Genomic DNA, 25998 nt, shown 5'->3' on the forward strand with positions numbered 1-25998 from the left:
GAAACTGGGTTAAATATAGAGCTAGGAAGCGGTCGCGAGCGTCTCGCGCGCGTCCGAGCGGATACGCTCGATCATCGAGCGGAATCCGTTGGAGCGCTGTGGCGTCAGGTGCTCGCGGAACCCGAACTCATCGAAGATTGCGGCCGCATCGGTCGCCAGGATTTCCTTGGGCGTGCGGTCCGAATAAAGCGTGAGCAGGATCGCGATCAGCCCGCGCACGATATGCGCGTCGCTGTCGCCGAGATAATGCAGCCGCGGCTCGCCATTGCCGGCGCGATCGATCTTCCGGGAGAGCCAGACCTGGCTCGCGCAGCCCTGCACCTTGTTGGCCGCGGAATGCTCTTCCTCCGGCATCGGTGCAAGGGTGCGGCCGAGTTCGATGACGTAGCGGTACCGGTCGTCCCACTCGTCGAGCAGCGAAAAATTGTCCCTGATTTCGTCGATCGTCATCGTCACCCGCATCCCATCCTTCGAGTCGTTATATAGGGTCGCGGGCGGCCGAATGCGATGAAAATGCTGCCGGTTCCGGCTTATTTTGCGGTCACGGCGCGGCCGGTGGCCGCCATTCGATGGCCTGGTCGTCGGCCGTCAGGGTGTCCCGGGACGCGACCAAGGAGACCTCGGGATCCCCAGGCGCGCCGATCGAGCCGGTATGGTCAGGCGGCTTCTTGTCGATGATGATCTGATAGATTTTTCTTGCGCCATCGGTGGCGCGCTGACCGATCGCGGTCGCGGCCTGGCCGCCGACCTCGCAGGCTGCCGGCTGGCGCTTGCAGAACTGGCTCATATCGCTGACCGCGGCGGTCGCCGCCTGCACGGCTTCGGCGGCGCCGACCTGCGGCAGCTTTTCCGATTCAGGTGTTTTGTCCCTTGGCAGCAGCACGAGCACGAGCCCGAGCCAGAATGCCATGCGCAGCAGGAAAAACATCTCGCGACCCCGTCATCTTCGTTTGCGGTTGATCCGCAATTCGCACGTGACTAGCAGCGGTCAATAAAACGCAAGTGTTTGCCTTGAAGTTAAATCGTCGAAAATTCGCGGAAAATGCGCGCTGAAATCCGGGGGCGTCTGGATTCGGTGTAAATTTTCGATTGATGCTCCGCGCCGCGGCCACATGTCCTTGCCCGGCTTGTCCACCATTTCGAAACCATAAGATTATCGATCGCGGAAACCTAACGTTCACCATCCGCGCCAAATGCGCCCGTTGTGATGTGCAAAAGCTGCGCGAATGCACAGAGTCTGGCGGCCAGACGCGGCACCTTAGCGTTCGCTTAAGTTCACTCTGACACGGTGAGTCCAAGATGAAGGGGGCGTTCCGACGCGTCTTTGACGTAGGATCGGAAAGCGCGAGAGCCGTGAGTGTTTTGAGTATTATCCGCGATTGTCTCGATGCCCTGCTGCATCCGTCGGCGAGATATGACGCGTTGACGCGGGCGCGGCATCGCGCCTTCATGGCGCCGCGGCTGCTCGGCAGCCTGGCCGCGTTCGCTGCGTTTCCGGTCTATCTCGCGCTGCGCGGCGCGCCGACCGCGATCGAGGTCGCGGCTTTCGCCTGGCTGATCGCGCCGATCCTGTTGTCATGGTTCCTGTCCCGCACCGGCCGTTATGAAGGCGCGCATGTGCTGTCGTCGCTGGCGCTTGCCGGCTTCGTCATGATTGTGGCGGCGGCCACTGGCGGCATCGCATCCTTTGCCGCGGTCTGGCTCATCGTCGTTCCGATCGAGGCGGCACTGTCGGCCTCGCGTCGCGTCGTGGCATTCGCCTTTGCACTCGCGATGTCATGCGCGGCAGCCTTGATCGTACTCGGCCATTTCCACCTGCTGCCGCCGTCAAATCTGAGCGCGCCATTGCAGGGCGCCTTGACCGGTTTCGGCGTCGTTTCAGCGACGCTCTATGCCGCGGGCCTTGCGTTCGGCGCCGAGTCGCTCGCGCGCACCAGCGTGGCGCTGTTCTATCGCGAGGAAGAACGCTACCGTCTGCTGGCGCACAATATAAGCGATGCGCTGTCGCGCCACAGCCGCAACGGGGCGGTGCAGTTCATCTCGCCGGCGGCGGAAGCGATGCTCGGCGTGCCGGCGCCGCGGCTGATGGGTCACGGCCTGTTCGATCGCGTCCATGTCGCCGATCGTCCGGCCTATCTCACAGCGCTGTCGGACGCAGCGCGGGGCGGCGAGGGACGCAGCGTCGAGTTCCGCCTGCGGCGGGAAGCGCCGCGCGGTTTGGCGCAGTCGGCGGATTTCATCTGGGTCGAGATGCGCTGCCGGCCGCTCGATCAGGCCGCAGGCGAAGGCGAGGTCGTCGCCGTGATCCGCGACGTCACCGATCGCAAGATGCAGCAGGAGGCGCTGGAGCAGGCCCGCAATGCCGCCGAGCAGGCGGACGCGTCGAAGACCCGGTTCCTCGCCACCATGAGCCACGAATTGCGCACGCCGCTGAATGCCATCATCGGCTTCTCCGACATGATCGTCCAGGAAGATGTGCTGATGCTCGATGCGGCACGCCGCAAGGAGTATGCGCAGCTCATCCGGGATTCCGGCCAGCATCTGCTGTCGGTGGTGAACGGCATCCTCGATATGTCGAAGATGGAAACGGGCACTTTCGAAATTGCGCCCGAGCCGTTCGCGCCTCGCCCCGCGCTGCTCAACTGCTGCAACCTCTTGGCGCTGAAGGCGCGGGAGAGCGGCGTCGACTTGATCACCCGCGCGCCGGAGGATCTGCCCATGATGAACGGCGATCCGCGCGCCTTCAAGCAGATCACGCTCAATCTGGTATCCAACGCCATCAAGTTTACCGAGCGCGGCGGCAGCGTCACGGTGTCGGCGGCGGTCGAGGGATCGCGGCTGATGCTGCGCGTGACCGATACCGGCGTCGGCATCGATGCCGACGACCTCAAACGGATCGGCAATCCGTTCTTCCAGGCCGGCAAGACCTATCAGCGCCGCCATGAGGGCACCGGACTTGGACTGTCGATCGTGAAGGGCCTGGTCGGCTTGCACCAGGGCGAGATGAGTGTAGAGAGCAAGCTTGGCGAAGGCACCACCGTGACCGTGACGCTGCCCTTGTCGTTTGCGCCGCCGGCGGTACAGGAGCCTTTCGGCAAGATCGCGACGCTGAAGCCCGCGCTGCGATCCGGACTACAAGAACAAGCCCAGCAGGTGAAGAAGAGTGCCTAGAAAAGTTGCCGATGATGACGAGATGCCGCGCCGCCGCCGTCGCGGCGCGCAGGCAGTTGCGATCGAAGCTGAGGAGGAGCGCGGCCTCCTGATGCGCCTGCTGCTTCACAGCCCGAAGGACACCGTCGCAGGCGTGCTGGCGGCCGGGGCTGTCATCGCCATCATCACCAATGCGCTGTTCCTGCAAGCCGGCCGCCATCCATCGCCGATGTTCGGTTCAGTCGTGACGCTGCCGCCGCCGGCGTCTGCCGTCACGAGTCCGCTGCCGCGTCCGCGCCCGGTCGAGGCGGCTGCGCGTCCAGTTGAACCCCAGCCTGTGGAAGCGAAGCCCACCGAGCCCGCGAAGCCGTCCGAACCCAGGGCGGAACCGAGGGCATCCGATTCCAAAATCTCTGATTCCAAGTCTTCCGACCCGATGACCAACCTCGTAGTGAAGTCGACCTCGGCTGCGCCGGCTGCAGCAAATGTCGTCCGGCCGCCCGCGCCGATCCCCTCGCGCGGCGAGACCACCCAGAGTGCGGCATCGAAGCGCATCGCAGCGGTCCAGCGCGCGCTCACCGAATACGGCTACGGCCAGCTCAAGCCGACCGGCACCATCGGTTCCGACACCCAGGCCGCGATCGCCAAGTTCGAGCGTGACCGCAAGCTGCCGGTGACCGGCCAGATGTCGGACCGGGTCGTGCGCGAACTCTCGGCGATGATCGGACACGCGGTCGAGTAGCTTCGCACCCGGCGTTAGCCTATCATCACGCAATGCGACTGAAATCAAGCATCTGGGTGGCCGCATATCTGCGTCGCTGCCAGAAGGAAGGCGTGTTCGGTGCGGTGCGCCGGCGCGGCGCGGAGGAGGCGGGGGCGGTGTTCGTGAAGGTTGGCGCTGCTCGACGGCAACGCCATGCTTTACACGCCCGCGCCGCAGACGGCCTATGAAGATAGCAGACCGTTCGACCGCATCTTCGTGCCGATGACAAAAGAGCCGGTACCGGAGTTTTCGGTGGAACAACGGCTTGCCAAGGAAATCCGCTTCGATCCCGATGCCTGGGTCGTCGAGACCGAGGACAAGGCCGGGCGGCACTTTCTCGACCTCGCGAAGACCTAGAGCGTTTTCGAGCGAAGTGGACACCGGTTCGCGTGAAGAAAACGCGTCAAAACAAGAATCTAGAGCCTCGGTTCTGATTCCATCAGAACCGAAATGCTCTAGCGTCCCGAGCTCTGCGAGCGGATCGCGGGCGCATCGCCGGGCTGCGCGGCCGGGCGCTTCTCGCTGGATGCGGAGCGCGCGCGATGGCGCTCATCGTCGTAGAGCGAGGGACGATATTTGGCGCGCGCAACCGCCATGGTCGAGCCGCGCCACGCCGCCAGCATGATGAGCGCTGTGCGTTCGCTCAGCCGATCGTACATTCGCGACAGGCGGAAGACATACTGCACCGATGAACCCAGCGCCGGATTGAGGAACATCAGCACCCGCTGGAACGCCGGGCTCGGCATGTTCAGCGCTCTCGCCGCGCAGGCCAGCGGCTCGCCGCCGGGATCACTCACGACCTGCTCGGCAATGCGCGTTGGCAGGATCAGGGCTTCGCCGACTTCGCGTGCGAAATTCTCGAGATCTTCGGCGAATGCCGCCATTTCCAGGATCTCGATCGCGCGCGCGGCGCGTGTTGCCGGAATCCGCGCCGACGCCTTCAGCGGCGTCTGCACGATGTTCTGCAGGATCTGGACCCGCTCGCTGGCCGTCGCGGCAAAGAACATGTCGGTGATCTCTGCGGCATCGTTGGGCCGCATCGCGAGGCTCGATGCCATCCGAAGCTGCGCCTCGCTCGGAGGCGTGACTGATGGTGCTGCAGACGGCGGCGCCGGGATTTCCGCGGCGACCGGCAACGGCTCGCCCGGGTCGGCGCGCCGCAGGCGGAGCTTGCCGAGAAGCTCCTCCGGCGTCGCCGGATAAACCGAGAGCCGCGCCCGCACCGCCGCGCGCGTCGCATCATCCACCTGCTCGATCAGGCGCGAGGCCAGTTCGACGAACTGACGCTCTTCATCGGCGGAGTGAGCCTTGGTCTGCACATAGAGGTCGGTGAGCACGCGCAGCAGCGTCGGCCGAATGTCGACGCCCTCGCGACGAGAGAGGGTCATCAGCCCGTCGAGGCCTGGAATGACTGGAGCTGCGCTCATGGGAAGGCGTACGCGACTTTCGAAAATGCGTAAAACGTTCGGACGCCAGCCTATGTCGGCGGCTTTAAGAGCCGGTTAAGGAAAACGAGCCGTGAAGGGATCCGTTAAAATGTGAACTATCTGACGGAAGCGATCTGACGAATAAGGCACACTCGCCACATCAGTAACCGACCGGCGGTCCCGGTTAAGAGGTCATTAACCACGTGCGGTCCTTAATCCGGACGCCGCCTGGCAAATCATCGCCGCGCGGCAGGCAGAGAGAACAGAAATGGGCACCATCATTGAGTTTCCGGCGGATGCGGCTTCGCGGCGGCCGGGCGCAGTCTTGGGCGGCGCTGCAAGCAATGGCATGGGGACTGTTCTGATCCTTCCCGTTATCCGGATTGAGCGCGTAACCGAGCAGAGCGACGGTGGGCGCGGGCCGGCAGAAGGTACAGCGCCTCGTCGCCGTCGCCGTCGGCGCACCTGACGATTGGACGTTTGACATGCGCGAGGCGTGTCTTCCGAGCCGGAGCACCGGAAACCGGCGCTCACGCCCGGTATTCGCGCTGCTGCTGATTGGCGCTGCGCTTGGCGGCTGCAGTGGCGGCGATTTCGGCCGCACGCGCGCCGACTTCCGCAATGACGACATGCACCGCTGGCTCGGCGCGGAAGCGACCGGCAGCATCGGCATGAGGCCCTCGCAGTTCCAGCTCACCGAGAACGAGCGCCAGCTCCGCGATCTCGCCTATCCCCTGATCGAGCCGCCGCATTCGCGGCCGGCCTGGAAGAGCGTGTTCGGCGACTATCAGCCGCTACCCTCGCCATGGCGACAGAAGGTGGTGTTCGATCGGACCGCTTACGGACGGGCGCTGATTGACGAGCCGCACCGCGCGCACACCTCCCGCTACATGCAACTGATCGACGACGTACGCGACGACATCACGCGCTTCGAGCCGTTCTTTGCGAACGCCTGGCGTGTCATCGAGCTCGACCGCAGGCGCAATGCCAGCCTCGGCATGGTGTCGGACCTGTCGCCGCGCGAGCGGGCCGATGCGATCGCCAGGATGGAAGAGAACACGCTGATCGTGCAATGGGTCCAGCAATGCCTGGAGCGACGGATTTCGTCCTATCGCTGGGCGCTGGAGCGGTTGGTGATCCAGGCGCCGGACAATGTCGCGGCCGATGCCGATCGCCTGATCGGCGAGCTCGCCGCACTGACCGCCAATCCACCGGTCGCCGCGCAGCCGCCGGTGATCGGGCACGCCACCGTCGTGAAGGGCTAGCGCTTGCCGGAAGGCCGTGCCGCGGGCGCAGGGGCGGGGAGCGGGATTTCGGCCTGCTTCGGCGCGGGCGGCTCGGTCTGCACCTTGCAGCTTGCCGCCGCGAGCGAGGCCCGTGCCTGCGGCATCAGGCCGGGCTCGGCCGCCAGCGCCTTCAAGAGGATCAGTCCGGTCGTGGTCGGGGAATCGATGATCAGCCTGTCGGCGGCGGTGATTTCCTCGTCCTCGGGCAACTCGTTGTGCTGCGCTTCGGTCATCAAATCGAGCTCGATCACCTTCTTGCCGGCGGAGCGGTCGTTGATGGCGTAATAGGCGAGCTCGTTGCGGGTATAGAACGACACCGAGGTATAGCCTTGGCTCACCGGCACCGTCAGCTTGATCGGCCCGGTCGAGAGATCGTAGCGGCAGATCGCCATCGCGAATGCCGGGTCCATGAACGGCATCAGCGAATTGCCGGGATCCGCTGATGGCAGCGGCGTGACCGCATTGAGCTGGGTGATCGGCGTCAGCCGCGAATAGGCGTCCTGGGAGGCGATCCGCGGCAAGGCCAGCACGCTGACGAGATGCACCACGCCGCCCAGCAGCACGCCTGCGATGATCGTGAAGGCGAGGCGGATCATGGGCAGCCCACCGTCGAGATCACCGGCATCGGCGCGTCGCGTTGGGTCCGCGTCGCCACCCCGACCGGCGTGTCGTAGAGCCGCAGCATCAGCGCGTAACGCTCGATGCCGCCGGTTGGCAGCCAGTTGCCGGCACGCGAGCGCGAGGCGATGCGGATCTCGAACGTACCGTCGGAGGCGCGGATGATCTCCTGGCTGGTGAAGCCGTAGCGCTGCAGCGAATTCGCCACCAGACGGCCTTTGCTGTCGAACAGCGTCAGCGTCCAGAACCGCGCGGGCGGGGTGACGCCGCTGACGACGACGTCGCAACGTCCGTCGAGCGGCTTCTTCTTGTCGTCGGTGGTGGCGGTGAAGGCGATGCCGTCGCCGGTGCCAACCGGCAATTCGCCGGAGCGGGCGATGATTGCGCGGTTGTAGGGGTCGATGTCGGACGTGCCATTCCTCGGCCGGGCGGTCCAGGCGCCGATCTTGAGCGTACCGATATTGGTGCCGCGCGTCGCGGCCACATAGGTCGAGCCGAGGCCGATTCCGGCGGCGAGTATCAGCGCGAGCAAGGTAATGAGGATCAGCCGCACGGCCCTACAGCTCCGAAGCGATCGCGGGCATCAATTCTTGCGCGGCGTCGGTGTCGCCGCCTGGTCGCCGGCCGCCGTGAGGTAATTCTCCGGGAAGGCCAGTGCGCTGGACGACGGCTTGTCTGGTGTCGCCGGCGCGTTGGACGAAGTCTTGCCCAAGGTCCTGGCCGCATCGTCAAGCATTTTCTCGACCCGCACCAGGATATCGGCGCCGCGCTTGGTCAGCACTGGCGGTGGCCCGGGCTTGGTCTCGAGCACCTTGGGCGCGGCGTTCGCGGCCGCGTTCGCCTGCGTCGCCGGCTCCCGAGGCAGCTTCTGACCCATGCCGACGCCGGGAATTTCCCGGACCTCGACGCCCTGATGCGCGGCGACCATGATGTCGTGCCAGGTCTGCGCCGGCAGCGAGCCGCCGGTCATGCGGTTGGTCGGCGAGTAGTCGTCATTGCCGTACCAGACCGCGCAGGTGAAGTTGCCGGTGTAACCGACGAACCAGGCGTCACGATAGGCGTTGGTGGTGCCGGTCTTGCCGGCGGTCGGAATGCCGTCGAGTGCGGCGCGGCGCGCGGTACCCTCGCTCACGACGTGGCTCATCATCCCCGCCATGTCGGCGGCAACGGAGGCCGGAATCGCCTGCTTCGGCTTCGGCCCGTCGCGGTCCCAGCGCCATACCAGGTCGCCGGCGCCGGTGCGGACTTCCAGCACCGCATGCGGCGTGACGGAGCGGCCCCTGTTCGGGAACGTCGCGTAGGCGACCGCGTGCTCGACCACGGTGACTTCGTCGGAGCCGATCGGCAGCGAGGGCGTATCCGGCAGCGGTGCTTTGAGGCCGAAACGGCGGGCGACCTCGACGATCTTGGCGCGGCCGGCTCTTGGGCCTTCCTTGCCTCCGAGCGCGATCGAGAGCTTTACCGGCACGACGTTGATCGAGCGCGTGATCGCCTGCGTCAGGGTCACCGAACCGGAATAGGAGTGGCCATAGTTCTGCGGGCACCAATTGCCGATGCACACGGGGCCGTCGACGATCTTCGAGTTCGGCGTATACCCGTTCAGGAGCGCGGTCGTATAGACGTAAGGCTTGAACGACGAGCCGGGCTGCCGATAGGCATCCGTGGCGCGGTTGAACTGGCTGGCGCCGTAGTCGCGGCCGCCGACCATCGCGCGCACGCCGCCGTCGAGATCGGAGACCACGGTTGCCGCCTGGGTCGCGTGATAATCGCGGCCGAACTGGCGGAGCTGGTTCTCGATCGCTTCCTCGGCCGCGCGCTGCACGTTCATGTCGATGGCGGTGCGGACCACGAAGACACGCTCGGTATAGGATTTCGGGAAGGTGTCGACCAGCCTGCGCATCTCGTCGAACGCCCAGTCGAGATAGTAGTTCGGCGAATTCTCGTCGCGCCGGTCGACCGCGACCGCAGGGTTGCGGCGGGCGCCGAACACCTGGCCCTCGGTCATGAAGCCGGCATCGACGAGGTTGTCGAGCACGACGTTCGCGCGGGCGCGCGCCGCCGGCAGGTTGATATGCGGCGCATACTTCGTGGGCGCCTTGAAAAGGCCGGCGAGCATCGCAGCTTCCGCCAGATTGACGTCGCGCGCCGACTTGTTGAAGTAGAAATGCGCGGCGCCATCGACGCCGAAGGTGCCGCCGCCCATATAGGCGCGGTCGAGATAGAGCTTCAGGATCTCGTTCTTGGAAAGGCGGTGCTCGAGCCAGATCGCCAGGAATGCTTCCTTGATCTTGCGCTCGATGGTGCGCTCATTGTTCAGGAACAGGTTCTTGGCGAGCTGTTGGGTGATCGAGGAGCCGCCCTGGCGCACGCCCCCGGCCTGCGCGTTGGTGACGAGGGCGCGGGCGGTGCCGGCGATGTCGATGCCGAAATGGTCGTAGAAGCGGCGGTCTTCGGTGGCGAGCGTCGCCTTGATCAGGACGTCTGGAAAGTCCTCCAGCGGGATCGAGTCGTTATGCTTGATGCCGCGGCTGCCGATCGGATTGCCGTAGCGGTCGAGGAAGCTCACCGCGAGATCCGACTTCTTCAGCCAGTCGTCATCGGCGGTTTCGCGGAACGCCGGGATCGCGAGCGCCAGCAGCACGACCATGCCGCCGAGCCCGATGGTGGCGGCCTCCGACAGCGGCTCGATGAACACCCAGCGCTTCCAGCGGCCGACATAGAAGCGGTCCATGAAGGTGGAGTAGCGCTCATAGAGCTCGCGCAAGCCCCTGCCGGAGGAGAACAGCGTGGAATCGATCCGCGCATCCAGGTCCAGAAAGAAGTTCCGGAGCTTGGTCGTCCACTGCGGCGGTAGGATCTGGCGCACCGGGGCCCTTGCTCGGTTAAAAAGCGCTCACGTGCCCATCCATCTGGGCGCCGGTCGCGCGTCCTGCTTGCATGTTACGGCAAACCCAAGGCGCCGTTTCGCGCCTGGGGACTCGATTATTGTTTCTATCTGAGCAAGGGCTATAAACCAATGGTGCGGCTTGCGATTTTAATGTCAGCTTGAACCTGTTTGTGAACGCGTTCGGCAGACCGTAGATGGGCCGGCTTGCGTGCCTGCCACTGCGGCCCCTAGATGGGGCTGCAAGCCGACTTAAACCAAATTCTCGATATCCATGACCGCACCGCCCAAACGCGCCTCGAGCCAAGAGGGATTCTTCTGGAAAACCAAGACGTTGGAGCAAATGTCCAATGTCGAATGGGAAAGCCTGTGCGACGGCTGCGGGCGCTGCTGCCTGGAGAAGCTCGAGGACGAGGACACCGGGAGAATCTACTTCACCCACGTCTCCTGCAAATTGCTCGATGCCGGGCTCTGCGCCTGCAAGGATTACCAGAACCGGTCCGACAAGGTTTCGGACTGCGTCCGCCTGACACCCGAGAACGTCCGCACCCTCAACTGGCTGCCGCCGAGCTGCGGCTACAAACTGGTCGCAGAGGGGCGCGATCTCTACTGGTGGCATCCGCTGATTTCCGGCGATCCGAACACCGTGCATGAGGCCGGCGTCTCCGTGCGCGGCCGGGTGCAGGGAACCGAGGACGAGATCCCCGATGCCGAGCTTGAGGAGCACATCGTGCGGTGGCCGGCGCTGCTGCCGAAGCGGGCGCGGCTGAAAAACCGGCCGAAATCGTAGCGTCTTGTCCATGGGTGCAATCACATCATTGGGATGACGCGGCCTCGGAATGCGCCCATGCGCTGAGCCGCCTGCCTCAGCAGGGATTTGCTGCCTACATTGCGATACATAGAAAGATTCCATTGTGGCGTTGCGCCGCAGCGAGAAATTACGCCCGAGATGAACAAGTTCGAACGGCAGAGCAGTGGACCTGCCGACCGGCAGACATTGCCTGCAGACGTAGCCGAAGAGCTGTCCCGCCTGCCGACCGAGGTTATCGACCTCACCGATGCGCCGCCGCTGGCGCCGCCGGCTCCGCTTGCCCCCGACGAAGTCCGCACCATCGTGATCAGCCTGATGCTGACGATGTTCCTGGCGGCGCTCGACCAGACCATCGTCGCCACGGCGCTGCCGACCATCGGCCGTCAGTTCGGCGACGTCTCCAACCTGTCCTGGGTGATCACGGCCTATTTGTTGGCGTCGACCGCGGTCGCGCCGGTGTTCGGCACCTTGAGCGACATCTATGGCCGCCGCGCCATGATCGTTACCTCGCTCAGCCTGTTCGTCGTCGGCTCGATCCTGTGTGCGATAGCGCCCAACATCACGGTGTTGATCCTGGCGCGCGGCCTGCAGGGGCTCGGCGGCGGCGGCATCATGCCTGTCGTGCAGACCGTGATTTCCGACGTGGTCAGCCCGCGCGAGCGGGGCCAGTACCAGGCCTATTTCAGCAGCGTCTGGATGGCCGGCGGCATCGCTGGGCCGGTGATCGGCGGCGTGTTCGCCGAGCATCTGCACTGGTCGATGATCTTCTGGATCAACCTGCCGCTGTCGTTTGCCGCACTCGCGCTGCTGTTGCCGAAAATGGGCAAGATTCCGGTGTTCCACCGCAGGCGCAAGGTGGATTGGCTTGGCGGCATCCTCCTGATGGCCTCCGCCGTCGTGTTCATGCTGGTGCTGACCTGGGGCGGCAACCATTTTGCCTGGCTGTCGCCGGTGATCATGGCGATGATCGGCGCGTCCTTCGCGCTCGCCGCGACGTTCATCTGGCACGCGGGCAGGGCGGACGAGCCGTTCCTGCCGCTGTCGCTCTTGAGCGGAACGGTCGTTCCTTTCGCGATCATTGCAGGCAGTTGCGCGCTCGGTGCGATCGTCGGGCTGACGGTGCACCTGCCGCTCTACTACGAAGTGGTCTATCACCTCAGCGCCAGCGAAGCCGGCCTGGCGCTGATCCCGCTTGCCGCGGTCTCGACCTGCGGCGCGGCGATCGCCGGCCGGACGATGGCGCGCGCCAAGCATTACAAGCGCGTGGCGATCGTCGGCACCTCGGTCGCCGCCCTCTGCGGCGTGGCGATGGCAATGACCACATTGCCGCTGTGGGGGCTGCTCTCGCTGATGTCGGTGTTCGCGCTCGGCCTCGGCACGACGTTCCCGGTCAGCGTGGTCTCTCTGCAGAATGCGGTGGCGCGCTCGCAGGTCGGCACCATAACCGGCGCGATGAACTTCTTCCGCGCGCTGATGGCGTCGTTCACGGTGGCGGCGTTCGCCGCGATCCTGTTGATGGCGCTCGGCGCCGACATTTCGCTCGCCGGCGAACATCATGGCGCGGTGAGCTCGATTCCTGTCGGCGACATGATCACGGCCTTCCGCTTCGTCTTCGGCGCCGCCGCCGTGCTGCTCGCCATTGCTGCGCTGTGCATCACCATCATGGAAGAACGGCCGCTCGCAGGCCCGACCACGCGCCAGGTGGAAATGGCTGAGTAGATTGCACCGCTGTCGTCCCCGCGAGAAAGCGGGGACCCATAACCACAGGCAGTTGTTGTGGCGCGAGCAAGCGGTTGCAGCGGAGCACATAACGACGCCCTGTGGTTATGGGTCCCGGGGTCGCGCTTCGCTTGCCCGGGACGACGGGGGGGGGGGGTGAGTTCTGATTCAAATGTCAAACAGCTTTCCGCTGTCATCGTCCGGCTTGACCGGACGATCCAGTATTCCAGAGGCGGTTGAGCTTGAGCCGAGAGGCTGCCGATTACTGGATGCCCGCCTGCGCGGGCATGACGGTGGAGTGTGTGCGAGGGAATATGAGTCCGCATTCTCGCGGCGCGATGCGTCCGAGCTTTGCGTCTCGTTTCGCCCCCTCAATCATCAGAGGACGCAGGGAAAGCCGGGTGCCGGTTGCACCCGTGGGCCCCGTGCAACAAAAAGCACGGGGGTAGGACCACAGGTCAACCGAAGCAACTCCGGCTTTCCCTGCGCGATGGTTTACGGCTTACTTCGTGCTCTTCCCGGTGACCGGGCTTTCTTGCCACCGTCATCTCTCGCGTGAATTTGTTCACGCAAAAAACTTAGCGCCAGCGTCGGGGCGCCAGAACCACACGACGTCGCCGTCCGCGAGTGCCACGCTCGTCAGTCGCAACACCCTCGTCCACCGCATCCCACCGCAACGTTCGTGACGATCGCGAGCCGCCCCTCATTCGGGTGAGATGCGCGGAGTCATAATGCTGATTTGCCCGACGACGGAAGCGGAATATTTTTGCGCGAAGGACTGGACGGGGCAAATCACGTTGAAATCGCTTAGATAATTCGTCCAACAGCGCAAGAGTCCTGGCTACGAAGCCAGTCGTTGCTAGCGCAGCGACTGAAGGAACTGCTTGATGTTCTGCTGCATTACGCGCTCGTTCGCGATCCGCATGCGGTCGGCAGCGACCGGCGAGTCGGCGAACGTCGCCCGCGCCGTGGTCCTGATCGGATATGACGCCTCGGGGCCGGCGCCGGAAACCTTGTAGTTCACGCTCGCCGTAACATCGAGGTCAAGCCCGATGGCCGGCTGATCGAGGTTTGCGATTTCGACGTCGACGTAGAATTTCGGCGTGCCGGACTGCGCCAGATAGCCGTTGGTGGCGAGGCTGCTTTCAAGCGCGGTCTTGAATTGTTCATCGGTGACGCCCATCACCGTCAGCACGTTCATCAATCGCCCGCCGGTGACCGACCGAACGCCCACCGCATTTCGGTATTTCGGATTGGCGGTAACGGTTGCGTCGTTGACCACCGTCATCGCCTGCGGCGTCGCGCACCCCGCCAGCCCCGGCACAATGAATGCCAGGAGCACAAGAACTTTTCCGTACCGCATAAACCCCGCCGCCCAACCACACCCACCGCCGGCGGTTCTACCTAACGGTGCATTGGCAAGCAATAGGGCGGCAAGCCAATCCATGGCCGCGTGTAGCTGGAGTGACGAGCCTATTCCTCATCGAGATCAGGTGATCGCCTCAGCATGAAATGACCGAACGCCGAGGCGATCGGCCTGGCTGGGTCATCCTGCCAGGCCTGCGCCTCGAAAGCGACGACGCGCCGTCCCTGCTTGACGATGGAGACCCTGGCGTGGCTGTCGAGGGCGCGGCCGGAGCGGAGATAGTTGATCGTCAGGCCAATCGGCTTCGGTGGCGCCGAAACGCCGAGCTCGCGCGTCACGCCCACGACCGCGGCGGTCTCCAGGAAGGCGCCGGTCATGCCGCCATGGATGGCGGGCAGCAGGGGATTGCCGATGATCTTCGGCGAGAACGGCATGACCAGCGTGCCATCCTCGCCGATGCGGATGCCGAGACACCGCGCGAAGGGGCTGTTTGCGAACGGGCCCGTGGGCTCATCCGGTGCTTCGAGCACGGGCAGCGCGGCGTCATCGCGCGGCTTGTCGAACAGCATGTTGGTGCGGTTCGCGCCGACCATGAAACAGGCGGTTGCAGTGGCGACCGGATCGTCCTCGGAATCCTGGTAGGCGGTTGCGCGCACGAACGCGATGGAGCGGGTGACGCGATAGCAGATCGAATGCGCGTTGATGTCGAGGCCCGGTGTGGCGGGCTTCTGGTAATCGATGCGCAGGTCGAGGGTAGCGATGGCGCGCGTACCGTCCAGCGCGAGCTGTACGGCCATGCCGCAGCTCTCGTCGAGCATGGCGGTGACCACGCCGCCATGAAGAACGCCGGTCTGCGTATCGCCGACGAAGACCGGCCGATATGGCAGGCGTGACCAGGCTTCGCCGGGCGCGGCGCGAACGAGCTGCAGTCCGCTGATCTGTCCATAGGTGGAGCGGCGCCGCTTGATGGCCTCGGCCAATTCGTCGAAGGGTAGCGGCGTATTGAACGTCGATGTCTCGGACATGCCGACGTCTTAAACCACTGCGGCGAACTGAGCAAAAAATTTCCGTGCTCGCTTCCGATCAGAATCCCCGTCATTGCGAGCGCAGCGAAGCAATCCATCTCGCCACTTGCGGAGGCATGGATTGCTTCGCTGCGCTCGCAATGACGGCGGACAAGTCGCTTTGCCCACCCTACAGCAGCTACGTCCCCGGCCTCGACACCTCGGTTTCCTTGCTGGTGATGAATTCGAGCAGAACCGGGACGCCTTCCTTGGTCTTCTGGATGCCGCGCTTGATCGCCGGCACGATGTCCTCAGGCCTGATCACGCGCTCGCCATAGCCGCCGAAGGCGCGCGCCATCGCGGCGTAGTCGCCGGAAATGTCGGTCGAGCGGTATTTCTCGGTCGAGATCGGCATCACCTTCAATTCGATCGCCATCGAGAAATTGTTGAGCAGGATCGACATGATCGGGATGCGCTCACGCACCGCGGTCTCGAAATCCATGCCGGTGAAGCCGATGGCGGCATCGCCCCAGACGTTGATGCAGAGCTTGTCCGGCATCGCGAGCTTGGCGCCCATCGCGAGCCCGAGCCCATAGCCGAGCTGCGTGGTCTTGCCCCAGCCGAGATAGGAGAGGGGCTCGACCGACTTCCAGAACGGCGAGAGCTGGTCGCGCGGGCTGCCGGCATCGTGGGTGATGATGGTGTTGTGGATGTCGACGGTGTGCTGCAGGTCCCAGAGCACGCGATAGGGATTGAGCGGCGCCTCGTTATGGGTGAGCTTCGGCATCCATTTCGCGAGCCACTCGTTGTTGATGGCGGCAATCTCGGCGGTGACCGCGCTGGCATCCCGATCCGACGTGACGGTCTTGCCGATCTCCTCGAGCAGCGCATCGAGCACGAGCGCGGCATCGCCGACCAGGCCGATCCTGGCCTCGACATCCTTGTTCAGATGATTGGGGTCGAGGGTCGAATGGATGATGGTCTTGCCCTTCGGCATCGCGATGCCGAAGTTCGTTTCCGTGAACGAGCAGCCGATGCCGAAGATCACGTCGGCCTCAGCGAGGAATTTCGGCACCGCGCGCGGCACGGCGAGACCGCCCGAGCCGAGCGAGAGCGGATGCGTCTCCGGAAATGACGACTTACCGCCGAGACTCGTGGTAACGGGAATTGCGAGCCGTTCGGCAAGGCGCTTCAGTTGCGGCCAGGCACGCGCGTAATGCACGCCCTGGCCGGCATAGATCACGGGACGCTTGGCCTTGATCAGGAGTTCGGCCGCCTCCTTCGCATGCGCGGGGTCGGCGCCGTAGCGGGTGCGCAGCACCGGCGTGTAGTTCAAGGGCTCCGGCACCTCCTCGTTCCACATATCGGCGGGGATTTCGACGATGACCGGGCCGCCGCGACCGTTCTTCAATTTGGTGAAGGCCCGACGGAAGATGTTGCACACCTCGGAAGCGAGAATGATCGGCTCTGACGATTTCGTGAACGCCTTCATCGCCTGGCTGGAATTGAAGTTCGGCTCGACGTTCGAAAGCCGGCGTGGATAGCCCATCGGCAGCACCAGCACGGGCACCGACTCGCCGAAGCACTGCGCGACGCCACCCATCGCATTCTCAGAGCCGGGGCCGTGCTGCATGCAGAACGCGCCGATGCTGCGGCCGGACGTGACGCGAGAGATCGCGTCCGCCATGTGCACGCCGATGCGCTCCTGCCGCACCATGATAGGGCGGATATCGGCGTTGGCGGCGTGCTCAATCAGATGATTGACGGGATAGCCGCAGAGAATCTCGATCCCCTCGAGCTTCATGATTTCCGCAATCGCCGTGCCGAGCTTCATGGCCGTATCTCTCCCTTGGGTCGCGGCCGGTTCATCCGACCGCTTTGCACCAGAGGAACAGGATTTCGCGGGCGCGTAAAGCGTGCGTCGTGCGCATCTCGGGGCTGCAGTTATGCGTCTAGCGATGCGGAGGGCCGCAGTGCGCGAATGACGTATCAAAACTTTGTGCTGTCAGATCTGATCTGCAGGAGGCGAATGAGATTATTCGACGTACCTCGAACCATTGACGTGGCGAAAACGCCACAGCGCGGAGCCAACAGCATCGACTTCACCGCGTTGTTATTCTTCACGGAATTTTTTGCATTAGTTACCACGCCAACATGCGTGTGCATGTTGGGGATCAGGAGACTTTTAAGATGGTACGGGCGCGAACACTTATTCTCGGCACAGCCGCCGGCCTTGTGGCAAGCGGCGCACAGGCGGCCGATCTTCCAATCAAGGCGAAGGCCGTCGAATATGTGAAGGTCTGCTCGCTGTACGGTGCCGGCTTCTGGTACATTCCGGGCACCGACACCTGTATCAAGATCGGCGGCTATCTCCGGGTCGACGCCACATTCAACGGCGGCGTGCAGGGCCAGCCCGCTTGGAATGGCGATATCGGCCAGGGTAACCGCTATCGTGACTACTTCGCAGCGCGCTCCCGTATGGCGTTGTCAATCGATACCCGCACAGCGACCGAATATGGCACGGTCCGTACCTTCGGGATGGGCCGGTTTCAGTTCTCTACGCTCGGCAACAACACCTTCAACCCGAACTCGATCAACGGCTCGCTTCCGGTCGCCGGCGCGCAGTTGCTCGACACGCCCGGCGGCGGCTACGTTTCCATCCAGTACCTCTTTATCCAGTTCGCAGGCTTCACCTTCGGTCAGTCGGCGTCTGCCTACGCGTCGCCTTGGCAGGGCTACCCCGGCAATATCACGGACTTCCTGCTCGGCGGCCAGGACACTGATACCGGCGTCAACAACATCCAGTACACGGCGCAGTTCGGCAACGGCATATCAGCGAGCATCGGGCTCGACGATCCGACGGTGTGGGACCGCACCGCGGTTTACAACCTGTCGCTGCCGCTCAACGCCACGTTCAACACCGGCAACGCCTATGCCGGCGTTCGCGCGCCCGATGTTGTCGGCAACATCCGCATCGACCAGGCCTGGGGTCTGTTCCAGATTTCGGCCGCCGCGCATGAAGTGAGCGGCTCCTATAACACGCTCAACGCGCTCGGTGCGCCGGCGGGCGCCGTCGGCCTGCCGGGCGCGGCGCCGACCACGGCATCCGAGCTTTCCGGACATCCCGACGACTCCTGGGGCGGCGCGGTGCAGGCGGCGCTGCAGATCAAGAACATCCCGACCGGTGCCGGCGACGACATCAAGATGGACGCGAGCTATGCCAAGGGGGCGACGAAGTACGTCGTCTCGTCGGCTTCAACCTCGCCAAGCTTTGCGATGTTCGGCAGCACCAGCGCTCCCGGCGCCTATCAGAGCATCGGGTTCGGTGCGACGACCGACGCCGTCTATCTGCCGGTCGCGGCCGGCGGCGACGGCTCGCTGCATCTGACGGAGGCCTTCGGCGTTCGCGGGGCGTTCAACCACAACTGGGACCCATATTGGTCGTCGAGCCTCTTCGGCTCGTATGTGGCGGTCCGCTATGACGGCGCCGCCAAGGCCTTCATGTGCGCGAACTACACCACGCCGGCCAGGGCGGTCAGTGCGGACTACGTCTGCAACCCCGACTTCAACCTGTCGCAGCTTGGCGTGGTCACGCGCTGGACCCCGGTCAAGAACCTGACCTTCTCGGCCGAATTCCAGTGGTTCCATCTCGACCAGAACTTCGAGGGTTCGGCCGTGCTTGGCGCGTCCGCGCCGAAGCCGTCCGCCCGCTACGAGTTCAAGGATCAGGATACGTTCGAGCTGCAGCTTCGCGCGCAGCGTAACTTCTGATCGCCTTCGTCTCGCGCTTTGCGAGGAAACGGCGACGTAGCAATCCGGCGTCTCGTTCCGGATTGCTGCGCGTCACGTGTCAGCGGCTCGCCCGTCGCGGCGGCCCGCTGATTTGCCGGCGCAATCGACGCAGAGCCTTAATCAATCGTTCATCCTGTCCATCAATGCGGCGTCAACCAGTCAACCTCTAGGTTGCCGCCGAGACGCGGGCGGGAGAAACCCGTGCGAGGCGTCGGTGGGGATTTTGATGCGCCAGTTGATTTCGAGATTTTGCAGCGACCGGTGCGGGGCAACCTCGATCGAATATGCCATCATCGCCGGCGGCCTCAGCATCGTGATCATCACCGCGGTCTACGGCGTCGGCACGAGCGTCAAGGCATTCTTCCTCCAGGCAAGCGACGCGGTGGCGCAGCGATAGCTGGTCGTGGCCTCAGCCGTCTTCGTTGAGCGCGCGCAGCATTGCGATCCGCGCAAACATCAGCCAGCCGCCGCCGCTCTCGGCAGCATGGATCAGTGTCTCCACGGCGGTTTGCCAGCGCTCGCGCTGCTGCACCGGCTCAGGCAGCTTCATGATGTAGTCAGCGGCGTGCTGGAGCGTCACCAGCTTGCGGCCGCCGCGCAGGACGATCGGCTGCTCGAAAGGCGTCGACCACGGCATTTCAGCTTGCCGGCTGCCGGGTCGCGATCATTGCATGCATGAAACGTTGCCGCCGCTCCCGCCTATCCGGCCTTCTTGGTCCGGGTCGGCGCGCGCACGGGCTTTTCCGCCTTCTTCGGCTCTTCCTTGGCGGCGCGCTTGCCGGCGCCGCTGCCGCTTCCGGCGATCGGCAACAGCATTTCACGCTGGCCCTCGACCCGCTTCTTCGGCTTTTTGCCTTTTGCCTTAGCGGGAGCGGGCGCCTGCTTCTCATTGGCAAGGCTGCGCTTGAGCGCATCCATCAGGTTGATGACATTGCCGGTCGATTTCGGCGCGGGCTTCGCTACCGGCAGGCCGTTGCGTTTCTGGTTGATCAATTCGATCAGCGCGGTTTCGTAACGGTCGTCGAACTCCTCGGGATCGAAGTCCGCCGACTTCTGCTCGACGATGTGCTTGGCGAGATCGAGCATGTCCTTGGTGATCTTCACGTCCTGCACGTCGTCGAAATATTCCTTCTCGTCGCGAACCTCGTAGGGGTAGCGCAGCAGCGTCCCCATCAGGCCCTTGCCGAGCGGCTCCAGCGCGATGACATGCTCGCGGTTGGTCAGCACCACGCGGCCGATCGCGACCTTGTTCAGGCTGCGGATGGTCTCGCGGATCACCGCGAACGCGTCATGGCCGACCTTGCCGTCCGGGACGAGGTAATAGGGGCGGATCAGATAGCGGCTGTCGATGTCCGCCTTCGGCACGAATTCATCGATCTCGATGGTGCGGGTCGATTCCAGGGCGATGTCGTCGAGCTCGTCCTTGGTGATCTCGATGTAGGTGTCGGTATCGACCTTGTAGCCCTTCATGATGTCTTCGGCGGCGACTTCCTCGCCGGTTTCGGCATCGACCTTGGCGTATTTGATGCGATGCCCGGTCTTGCGATTGACCTGGTTGAAGGAGACCTTTTCGGTGTCCGACGTGGCCGGGTAGAGCGCGACCGGGCAGGTCACGAGCGACAGTCGCAGAAAACCCTTCCAGTTGGCGCGGGGGGCCATAGGGATACTCCGAAGACGCAACAGACGGGAGGCGGAGGATACCACCGCGGAACCCGGTTTCAAACATGGCCAAACGGTGAATCTGCCAATGACGTTAACCGCTGATGGCCCGCATGGTTCTTGCGGATTTCCTGCAGTCCCAGTGCGACGGATCGGCTCGTCAGGCCTGCCGCCAAACATCCGGAACATCGCTTCCGATCATGCGTTGGCCGGACGGGACACCGTTAACCGAATGGAATGAGGTGGCGCATGGCAACGACACACCGAGACGGCCGGATCGTTGAGACCGCGACCGAGGCAAGGCAGGCTGAACCGGGACCCTCCGTGGCCGCGCTGTTGTCGATTTCGACCGGGCTCGCGGTTCTGATCCTCGGCGCGATCTGGTTCGTATTCTTCCACACCTGAGATGCGTTGCCGGGACGCGGCTGATGGGCTGGTCGCCGAGCGTCACCAGTTTATCGAATTTGCATCGTAGGACTGGGATCTGAAGGTTTCCACCGCAGATCCGGAATGCTCTCCCCACCAGAAAAAGTCTCGCTCCTGACGCGGGTGAAGGCGCGCAGTTTCTCCGGCGCATTCCTGGCCGTGGCATTGCTCGCCATGGCGGGCTGGGTCTATCTTTTGGGTTCGCTGTTCCTGAAATTGATGCTCTGGTGTTTCTCCTGATCCGCGAGGCACGCTCCCATGGCCGATCGCCGCGGGGCGCGAGCACCGCAACTTTACCGTTCCTTAACTAAGCCGGAGCGACTTTTGCGCGTTGCCTCGTAAAGGGCCGGACCGGACGAATGCAGATGTTTCAGCTCTTCTTGCGATCCCGAGCGCAGAACTTCATCAAGACCCGGCTGGGGATCGATGAGGGTTTCCGGGCGCGTTCGCCCGAGCGCGACGCCGAGACGGACCGGCTGCGGGTGGGATCCATCGTGGCCGCGATCGACGAGGCGCTGCAGGCCGCCGAGAGCGAGCAGAGCGGCCTCAGCCGCCGCGTCGACGACGTGCTGGCGCGCGCCGCGGTGACGCTCGGCAACGGCACCGACGAGTATCTGGAGCGCGAGCCGCTCGACAACTATCACCAGGACTTGTTCGACGCCGAGATCGCCAACGGCCAGCGCCGGCTGAAGGAACTCGCCGCCGCGATCGCGCACTTCAAGTTCATGAAGGCCGCCGTGCTGAGCCGGTTTCCGGACTATAAGCCGTCCGCGAGCAATTAGGCGCCTGGCAGCGGGCGGCCGGTTCTGCCCGTCAAGGATAATGGCCGATCGGTCCTGCTGAAGCCTTCACAGCGACGCATTGTCCGGCGATCATGGGCGCCGAATGCTGGGCGCTATGGCGCGAAGGAAGGTAAGCGGTGTCTGCAGACGATTTGCTGGTTACGGGTTGCGCGGGGTTCATCGGTCTTCATCTGACGCAACGGCTGCTCGCGGCCGGCCAGCGCGTCATCGGCATCGACAATCTCAACGACTATTACGATCCGGCGCTCAAGCTCGCCCGCCTCGACCTCATCAAGGAGCATCCGAACTTCACCTTCCACAAGCTCGACCTCGCCGACCGTTCCGGCATGAAGGCGCTGTTCGAGCAGTACCGCTTTCCGGTGGTGGTCCATCTGGCGGCGCAGGCGGGCGTCAGGTACTCGCTGCAGAATCCCCACGCCTACGCCGATGCCAATCTGGAAGGCTTCATCAACATCCTGGAAGGCTGCCGGCATCATGGCTGCCGGCATCTCTTGTTCGCGTCGTCCTCCTCGGTCTACGGCGCCAACACCAAGCTGCCGTTCTCCGTGCGCGACAATGTCGATCATCCGATCAGCCTCTATGCCGCGACCAAGAAGGCGAACGAACTGCTCGCCCATTCCTACAGCCACCTCTACGGCATCCCGATGACCGGGCTTCGCTTCTTCACCGTATACGGCCCCTGGTATCGGCCCGACATGGCGCTCTATCTTTTTGCCCGCGCGATCAGCGAGGGCAAGCCGATCAACCTGTTCAATAACGGCAACATGCGGCGCGATTTCACCTATGTCGATGATGTCGTCGAGGCGATGACGCGGCTCGTCGATCACGTGCCGCAGGGCGATCCGGACTGGTCCGGCGACAAGCCCAATCCGAGCTCGAGCAAGGCGCCATGGCGCATCTACAATATCGGCAACAACAAGCCGGAAGAATTGATGCACGTGGTGACGCTGCTGGAGAAGGGACTTGGCCGCGAGGCCGAGAAGGTGCTGCTGCCCATGCAGCCCGGCGACGTGCCCGCGACCTTTGCGGATGTCGATGATCTCGCGCGCGAGATAAACTTTCGGCCGCATACCCGGATCGAGGATGGCGTTGCGAAGTTCGTCGCCTGGTTCCGCGACTATCATCGCGTGTGACTGCCAGCTTCAGTTTCGAAGCATTGCCCTGCCGTCATAACGGCGTACCGTCAGCCGTCGCAAAGTTGTCTCTGATCAAGATCGAGGCAGCCGCCTGCACATTAAATCAGGCGTCTGAATAATGTTTCAGCGCCGGCAATCATGATGTCGTCACAACCGGCACATGAAAATATTGTCAGAACAAGATATATTGCCAGCAAGCATATTGGACCGATGTCATGTTTCCCGCGTTGATTTTGCTTGCCACCTTTTCAGTGGGCTTTGTTCTGGGATATGCGGTGCGCGACTGGCGCTCGCGAAAGCGTCGGGCGCATTATCTGCTGTACGCGCCTTATGGGATGCGCGGTTCGTCCGAGAAGCCTTCGGTCGCTGAAGCGTCACCGCGTCCGAAGACGCATGACCGCGCCGGCGCGTTGATCCCGGACTGATGGCAGTTGTCGCTCGGCTCTAGCTTGCGGACGGAGTCGGTCTGCCCACGCTTTCGTATTTGAACCCGTGGGCGACGACGTCGCTCGGTCGATAGATGTTGCGAAGATCGACGATGGCCGGATTGGCCATCTTCTGCTTCAAGCCCTCCAGATCGAGTGCGCGGAACTGTTCCCACTCGGTCACGATCACCAGCGCGTCGGCGCCCTCGGCGCAACTATACGGGCCGTCACAATAGGTGACGTCGGATAGTTCGGAGCGCGCCTGTTCGATGCCTTCCGGATCATAGGCCCTGATCTTCGCTCCCAGATCCTGCAGCGCCGTCGTCAACGGGATCGATGGCGACTCGCGCATGTCGTCGGTGTTGGGTTTGAAGGTCAGGCCGAGCAGCGCGATGGTCTTGCCGCGCAGCGACCCGCCAAGGATGGAGGCGACCTTGCGCGCCATCGCGCGCTTGCGGTTTTCATTCACCGCCAGCACCGCTTCGACGATGCGGATCGGCGCCTCATAGTCCTGTGCCGTCTTGATCAGGGCACGCGTGTCCTTCGGAAAGCACGATCCGCCGAAACCGGGGCCGGCGTGGAGAAACTTGGTGCCGATGCGATTATCAAGGCCGATACCGCGCGCGACCTCCTGCACGTCGGCGCCGACCTTCTCGGCAAGATCGGCAATTTCGTTGATGAAGGTGATCTTGGTGGCGAGGAAGGCGTTCGCGGCGTATTTGATCAGCTCCGCGGTGCGGCGGCCGGTGAACATGACCGGCGCCTGATTGAGGTAGAGCGGACGATAGATCTCGGCGATGGTCTTTCTGGCCCGCTCGTCATCAGTGCCGGCGACGATGCGGTCGGGATGCTTGAAGTCCCGGATGGCCGCGCCCTCGCGCAGGAATTCGGGATTGGAGGCGACCACGACGTCGGCGTCGGGATTGGCCTCGCGAATGAGCCTCTCGACCTCGTCGCCGGTCCCGACCGGAACCGTCGATTTGGTGATGACAACAGTGAAATCCTTCAGGCTCGCCGCAATCTCGCGCGCCGCCGCGTAGACGTAGCTGAGGTCCGCATGACCATCGCCGCGGCGCGACGGGGTCCCGACCGCGATGAAAACGGCGTCGGAGTGAGAGACGGGATCGGCGAGGTCGGTCGTGAACGACAGTCGTCCGGCCCGCGTGTTGGCGTCCACCAGCCGATCAAGATCCGGTTCGAAGATCGGAATCTCGCCACGCTTGAGCGCCGCGATCTTTTCCGCATTCTTGTCGACACAGGTGACCTGATGGCCGAAGTCGGCAAAGCAGGCTCCAGAGACAAGGCCGACGTAACCCGTGCCCACCATTGTTATTCGCATATCGGATCCTGCAAGCTCTTCCTAAGTGGACCGCCCACGTTGAGGCGCGTGTGGATGCGTCGCGCTATGACTTGAAAGACATAGCTGAACCATTTCCATGATGACCAAATGACGGTCAAAGGCAATCCCCAGCCCGCTTGCGGGGCTTAGGCCGATCCCAGCCCAATGCGCGCGCGTTGGTAGCCGTGATCGAGGATGGCCTGCCACCACGGACGGTTGTCACAGAACCAGCGCGCGGTTTTCGCAATGCCGCTTTCGAATGTTTCCAGCGCATTCCATCCCAGTTCGCGTTCCAGCTTGGACGCGTCGATGGCGTAGCGGCGGTCGTGGCCGGGGCGGTCGGCGACGAAGGTGATCAGGTTGCGGCGCGGGCCCTGCGCGGCAGGGGCGATTTCGTCGAGGAGATCGCAGATGGTTTCGACCACGTGAAGGTTGGTGCGCTCGTTGCGGCCGCCGACATTGTAGGTCTCGCCGACCATGCCGCGCTCGAGCACCAATGTGAGCGCCTTCGCATGATCCTCGACATAGAGCCAGTCGCGGATGTTCTTGCCGTCGCCGTAGACGGGGAGGGGCTCGCCGGCGAGGCCCTTGATGATCATGTGCGGAATCAGCTTTTCCGGAAAATGGTACGGGCCGTAATTGTTCGAGCAGTTGGTGACCAGCGTCGGCAATTCATAGGTCTCGCGCCAGGCGCGCACCAGATGGTCGGAGGACGCCTTGCTCGCCGAATAGGGCGAATTCGGCGCGTACGCCGTGGTTTCCGTGAAGAAGCCGTCGTCGCCAAGCGAGCCGAAGACCTCGTCGGTCGAGATATGCAGGAAACGGAATTGCTTGCGCCTCTCGGGCGAGAGCGTGCGCCAATGGCGCAGCGCTTCCTGCAGGATGGTGAAGGTGCCGACAATGTTGGTCTGGATAAATTCGCCGGGGCCGTCGATCGAGCGGTCGACATGGCTCTCGGCGGCAAGGTTCATCACAGCGTCGGGCTGGTATTTCTCGAACAGACGGCGCAGGCCGGCGCCATCGCAAATGCACTGCTTCTCGAAACTGTAGTTCAGGTTCTGGGCTGCGCCGGGCAGCGAATTGGGATTCGCCGCGTAGGTGAGCTTGTCGATATTGACGACGCGGGCGTGGGTGTCGCGCAGCAGATGACGTACGACGGCGGAGCCGATAAAACCCGCGCCGCCGGTGACAAAAATGGTCGAGCCTTTGAAACGCATGGTGAGCTGCCTCTAATGCTCAAACGAACGATAAACCGACATTAAATATTCGCCGTAGCTGCTCTTGGCGGTCTTCTGCGCCACGCGGGCGAACGCCTGGAGCGAGATGTAACCCTGGCGCAGCGCGATCTCCTCGGGGCAGGCGATGCGCAGGCCCTGGCGCTGTTCGAGGA

General features: G+C 63.7%; 26 protein-coding genes and 2 pseudogenes. 14 read left to right on the forward strand and 14 right to left on the reverse strand.

All coding sequences use genetic code 11. The annotated features are described in order from the left end of the window. Window positions 1–21 precede the first annotated feature (21 nt). Both ACVJGD_RS45085 and ACVJGD_RS45090 read right to left on the reverse strand, forming a co-directional pair. Window positions 22–450, reverse strand: coding sequence for a SufE family protein (locus ACVJGD_RS45085; protein WP_456640113.1), 429 nt, complete (start codon window positions 448–450; stop codon window positions 22–24). Window positions 451–541: 91 nt separating this feature from the next. Next, window positions 542–928: a DUF5330 domain-containing protein gene (locus tag ACVJGD_RS45090; RefSeq protein WP_456640114.1), complete on the reverse strand. Its 387-nt coding sequence runs from the start codon at window positions 926–928 to the stop codon at window positions 542–544. Window positions 929–1353: 425 nt separating this feature from the next. On the opposite strand from ACVJGD_RS45090, the gene ACVJGD_RS45095 reads away from it, so the two are divergent. The 3 genes and pseudogenes from ACVJGD_RS45095 to ACVJGD_RS45105 all read left to right on the forward strand — a co-directional run bounded on the left by ACVJGD_RS45095 (window position 1354) and on the right by ACVJGD_RS45105 (window position 4270). Continuing rightward, on the forward strand, window positions 1354–3171 hold the full coding sequence (locus ACVJGD_RS45095) for an ATP-binding protein (protein WP_456640115.1): 1818 nt from the start codon (window positions 1354–1356) through the stop codon (window positions 3169–3171). Next, window positions 3164–3892, forward strand: coding sequence for a peptidoglycan-binding protein (locus tag ACVJGD_RS45100; RefSeq protein WP_456640116.1), 729 nt, complete (start codon window positions 3164–3166; stop codon window positions 3890–3892). The genes ACVJGD_RS45095 and ACVJGD_RS45100 overlap by 8 nt, the downstream gene beginning before the upstream one ends. Before the next feature lie 32 nt (window positions 3893–3924). Further along, window positions 3925–4270 (forward strand): annotated as a pseudogene (locus ACVJGD_RS45105) (DUF1491 family protein). Window positions 4271–4368: 98 nt separating this feature from the next. On the opposite strand, the gene ACVJGD_RS45110 reads toward ACVJGD_RS45105, so the two are convergent. After that, the gene (locus ACVJGD_RS45110; RefSeq protein ID WP_456640117.1) at window positions 4369–5301 is read right to left on the reverse strand and encodes a DUF2336 domain-containing protein; all 933 of its coding nucleotides are present in this window, start codon (window positions 5299–5301) and stop codon (window positions 4369–4371) included. A gap of 307 nt (window positions 5302–5608) precedes the next feature. On the opposite strand from ACVJGD_RS45110, the gene ACVJGD_RS45115 reads away from it, so the two are divergent. Together ACVJGD_RS45115 and ACVJGD_RS45120 are read left to right on the forward strand one after the other, a co-directional pair. Then, the gene (locus ACVJGD_RS45115; RefSeq protein ID WP_456640118.1) at window positions 5609–5809 is read left to right on the forward strand and encodes a hypothetical protein; all 201 of its coding nucleotides are present in this window, start codon (window positions 5609–5611) and stop codon (window positions 5807–5809) included. Window positions 5810–5825: 16 nt separating this feature from the next. Continuing rightward, the gene (locus tag ACVJGD_RS45120) at window positions 5826–6605 is read left to right on the forward strand and encodes a hypothetical protein (RefSeq protein ID WP_456640119.1); all 780 of its coding nucleotides are present in this window, start codon (window positions 5826–5828) and stop codon (window positions 6603–6605) included. On the opposite strand, the gene ACVJGD_RS45125 is transcribed toward ACVJGD_RS45120, so the two are convergent. From ACVJGD_RS45125 to ACVJGD_RS45135, 3 genes are read right to left on the reverse strand one after another with little or no spacing between them, the layout of a single operon-like run. Continuing rightward, on the reverse strand, window positions 6602–7222 hold the full coding sequence (locus ACVJGD_RS45125; protein ID WP_456640120.1) for a DUF1254 domain-containing protein: 621 nt from the start codon (window positions 7220–7222) through the stop codon (window positions 6602–6604). The two genes, ACVJGD_RS45120 and ACVJGD_RS45125, sit on opposite strands and share 4 nt — an antisense overlap. Then, on the reverse strand, window positions 7219–7797 hold the full coding sequence (locus ACVJGD_RS45130) for a DUF1214 domain-containing protein (RefSeq protein ID WP_456640121.1): 579 nt from the start codon (window positions 7795–7797) through the stop codon (window positions 7219–7221). The genes ACVJGD_RS45125 and ACVJGD_RS45130 overlap by 4 nt, the downstream gene beginning before the upstream one ends. 30 nt (window positions 7798–7827) lie before the next feature. After that, on the reverse strand, window positions 7828–10110 hold the full coding sequence (locus ACVJGD_RS45135) for a transglycosylase domain-containing protein (RefSeq protein ID WP_456640122.1): 2283 nt from the start codon (window positions 10108–10110) through the stop codon (window positions 7828–7830). Between the two features lie 292 nt (window positions 10111–10402). Between ACVJGD_RS45135 and ACVJGD_RS45140 the strand changes: the two genes are divergently transcribed. Together ACVJGD_RS45140 and ACVJGD_RS45145 are read left to right on the forward strand one after the other, a co-directional pair. Beyond that, complete coding sequence (locus ACVJGD_RS45140; protein ID WP_456640123.1) at window positions 10403–10918, forward strand: YcgN family cysteine cluster protein; 516 nt, start codon at window positions 10403–10405, stop codon at window positions 10916–10918. Window positions 10919–11077: 159 nt separating this feature from the next. Beyond that, window positions 11078–12658, forward strand: coding sequence for an MDR family MFS transporter (locus tag ACVJGD_RS45145; protein WP_456640124.1), 1581 nt, complete (start codon window positions 11078–11080; stop codon window positions 12656–12658). An 859-nt stretch (window positions 12659–13517) separates the two neighbouring features. On the opposite strand, the gene ACVJGD_RS45150 is transcribed toward ACVJGD_RS45145, so the two are convergent. The 3 genes from ACVJGD_RS45150 to ACVJGD_RS45160 all read right to left on the reverse strand — a co-directional run bounded on the left by ACVJGD_RS45150 (window position 13518) and on the right by ACVJGD_RS45160 (window position 17021). Beyond that, complete coding sequence (locus ACVJGD_RS45150; protein ID WP_456640125.1) at window positions 13518–14000, reverse strand: hypothetical protein; 483 nt, start codon at window positions 13998–14000, stop codon at window positions 13518–13520. Between the two features lie 131 nt (window positions 14001–14131). Beyond that, window positions 14132–15049 (reverse strand): PaaI family thioesterase, encoded by a 918-nt coding sequence (locus ACVJGD_RS45155; protein ID WP_456640126.1) that lies wholly within the window; start codon window positions 15047–15049, stop codon window positions 14132–14134. Window positions 15050–15227: 178 nt separating this feature from the next. Beyond that, on the reverse strand, window positions 15228–17021 hold the full coding sequence (locus ACVJGD_RS45160) for a thiamine pyrophosphate-requiring protein (protein WP_456640127.1): 1794 nt from the start codon (window positions 17019–17021) through the stop codon (window positions 15228–15230). A gap of 197 nt (window positions 17022–17218) precedes the next feature. Here ACVJGD_RS45160 and ACVJGD_RS45165 point away from each other — a divergent pair, with 197 nt between their 5' ends. Both ACVJGD_RS45165 and ACVJGD_RS45170 read left to right on the forward strand, forming a co-directional pair. After that, window positions 17219–18799: a porin gene (locus tag ACVJGD_RS45165; protein ID WP_456640128.1), complete on the forward strand. Its 1581-nt coding sequence runs from the start codon at window positions 17219–17221 to the stop codon at window positions 18797–18799. A gap of 247 nt (window positions 18800–19046) precedes the next feature. Then, on the forward strand, window positions 19047–19217 hold the full coding sequence (locus tag ACVJGD_RS45170; RefSeq protein ID WP_456640129.1) for a Flp family type IVb pilin: 171 nt from the start codon (window positions 19047–19049) through the stop codon (window positions 19215–19217). A 12-nt stretch (window positions 19218–19229) separates the two neighbouring features. Here ACVJGD_RS45170 and ACVJGD_RS45175 read toward each other — a convergent pair whose 3' ends face one another. Together ACVJGD_RS45175 and ku are read right to left on the reverse strand one after the other, a co-directional pair. Beyond that, complete coding sequence (locus ACVJGD_RS45175; RefSeq protein WP_456640130.1) at window positions 19230–19457, reverse strand: hypothetical protein; 228 nt, start codon at window positions 19455–19457, stop codon at window positions 19230–19232. A 62-nt stretch (window positions 19458–19519) separates the two neighbouring features. After that, a complete protein-coding gene (gene ku, locus ACVJGD_RS45180) occupies window positions 19520–20479 on the reverse strand; it encodes a non-homologous end joining protein Ku (protein ID WP_456640131.1) in 960 nt (319 codons plus the stop codon). Between the two features lie 249 nt (window positions 20480–20728). On the opposite strand from ku, the gene ACVJGD_RS45185 reads away from it, so the two are divergent. The 5 genes from ACVJGD_RS45185 to ACVJGD_RS45205 all read left to right on the forward strand — a co-directional run bounded on the left by ACVJGD_RS45185 (window position 20729) and on the right by ACVJGD_RS45205 (window position 23269). Then, window positions 20729–20884 (forward strand): hypothetical protein, encoded by a 156-nt coding sequence (locus ACVJGD_RS45185; RefSeq protein WP_456640132.1) that lies wholly within the window; start codon window positions 20729–20731, stop codon window positions 20882–20884. A gap of 105 nt (window positions 20885–20989) precedes the next feature. Next, entirely contained in the window at window positions 20990–21145 is a 156-nt protein-coding gene (locus ACVJGD_RS45190; RefSeq protein ID WP_456640133.1) for a hypothetical protein, read from the forward strand. A gap of 125 nt (window positions 21146–21270) precedes the next feature. After that, window positions 21271–21687: a hypothetical protein gene (locus tag ACVJGD_RS45195; RefSeq protein WP_456640134.1), complete on the forward strand. Its 417-nt coding sequence runs from the start codon at window positions 21271–21273 to the stop codon at window positions 21685–21687. 137 nt (window positions 21688–21824) lie between these two features. Beyond that, entirely contained in the window at window positions 21825–22841 is a 1017-nt protein-coding gene (locus tag ACVJGD_RS45200) for an NAD-dependent epimerase (protein WP_456640135.1), read from the forward strand. Between the two features lie 218 nt (window positions 22842–23059). Continuing rightward, complete coding sequence (locus tag ACVJGD_RS45205) at window positions 23060–23269, forward strand: hypothetical protein (RefSeq protein ID WP_456640136.1); 210 nt, start codon at window positions 23060–23062, stop codon at window positions 23267–23269. 19 nt (window positions 23270–23288) lie between these two features. Here the strand turns inward: ACVJGD_RS45205 and ACVJGD_RS45210 are convergent, their stop codons facing one another. The 3 genes and pseudogenes from ACVJGD_RS45210 to ACVJGD_RS45220 form a co-directional block, all read right to left on the reverse strand. Continuing rightward, window positions 23289–24608 carry a UDP-glucose dehydrogenase family protein gene (locus ACVJGD_RS45210; protein ID WP_456640137.1) on the reverse strand — a complete coding sequence of 440 codons (1320 nt, stop codon included), beginning with the start codon at window positions 24606–24608 and terminating at the stop codon, window positions 23289–23291. Between the two features lie 146 nt (window positions 24609–24754). After that, window positions 24755–25825: a dTDP-glucose 4,6-dehydratase gene (gene rfbB, locus ACVJGD_RS45215; RefSeq protein ID WP_456640138.1), complete on the reverse strand. Its 1071-nt coding sequence runs from the start codon at window positions 25823–25825 to the stop codon at window positions 24755–24757. Between the two features lie 12 nt (window positions 25826–25837). Continuing rightward, window positions 25838–25998 (reverse strand): annotated as a pseudogene (locus ACVJGD_RS45220) (glucose-1-phosphate thymidylyltransferase); the annotation flags it as partial.

This window comes from Bradyrhizobium sp. USDA 10063 (assembly GCF_054063735.1).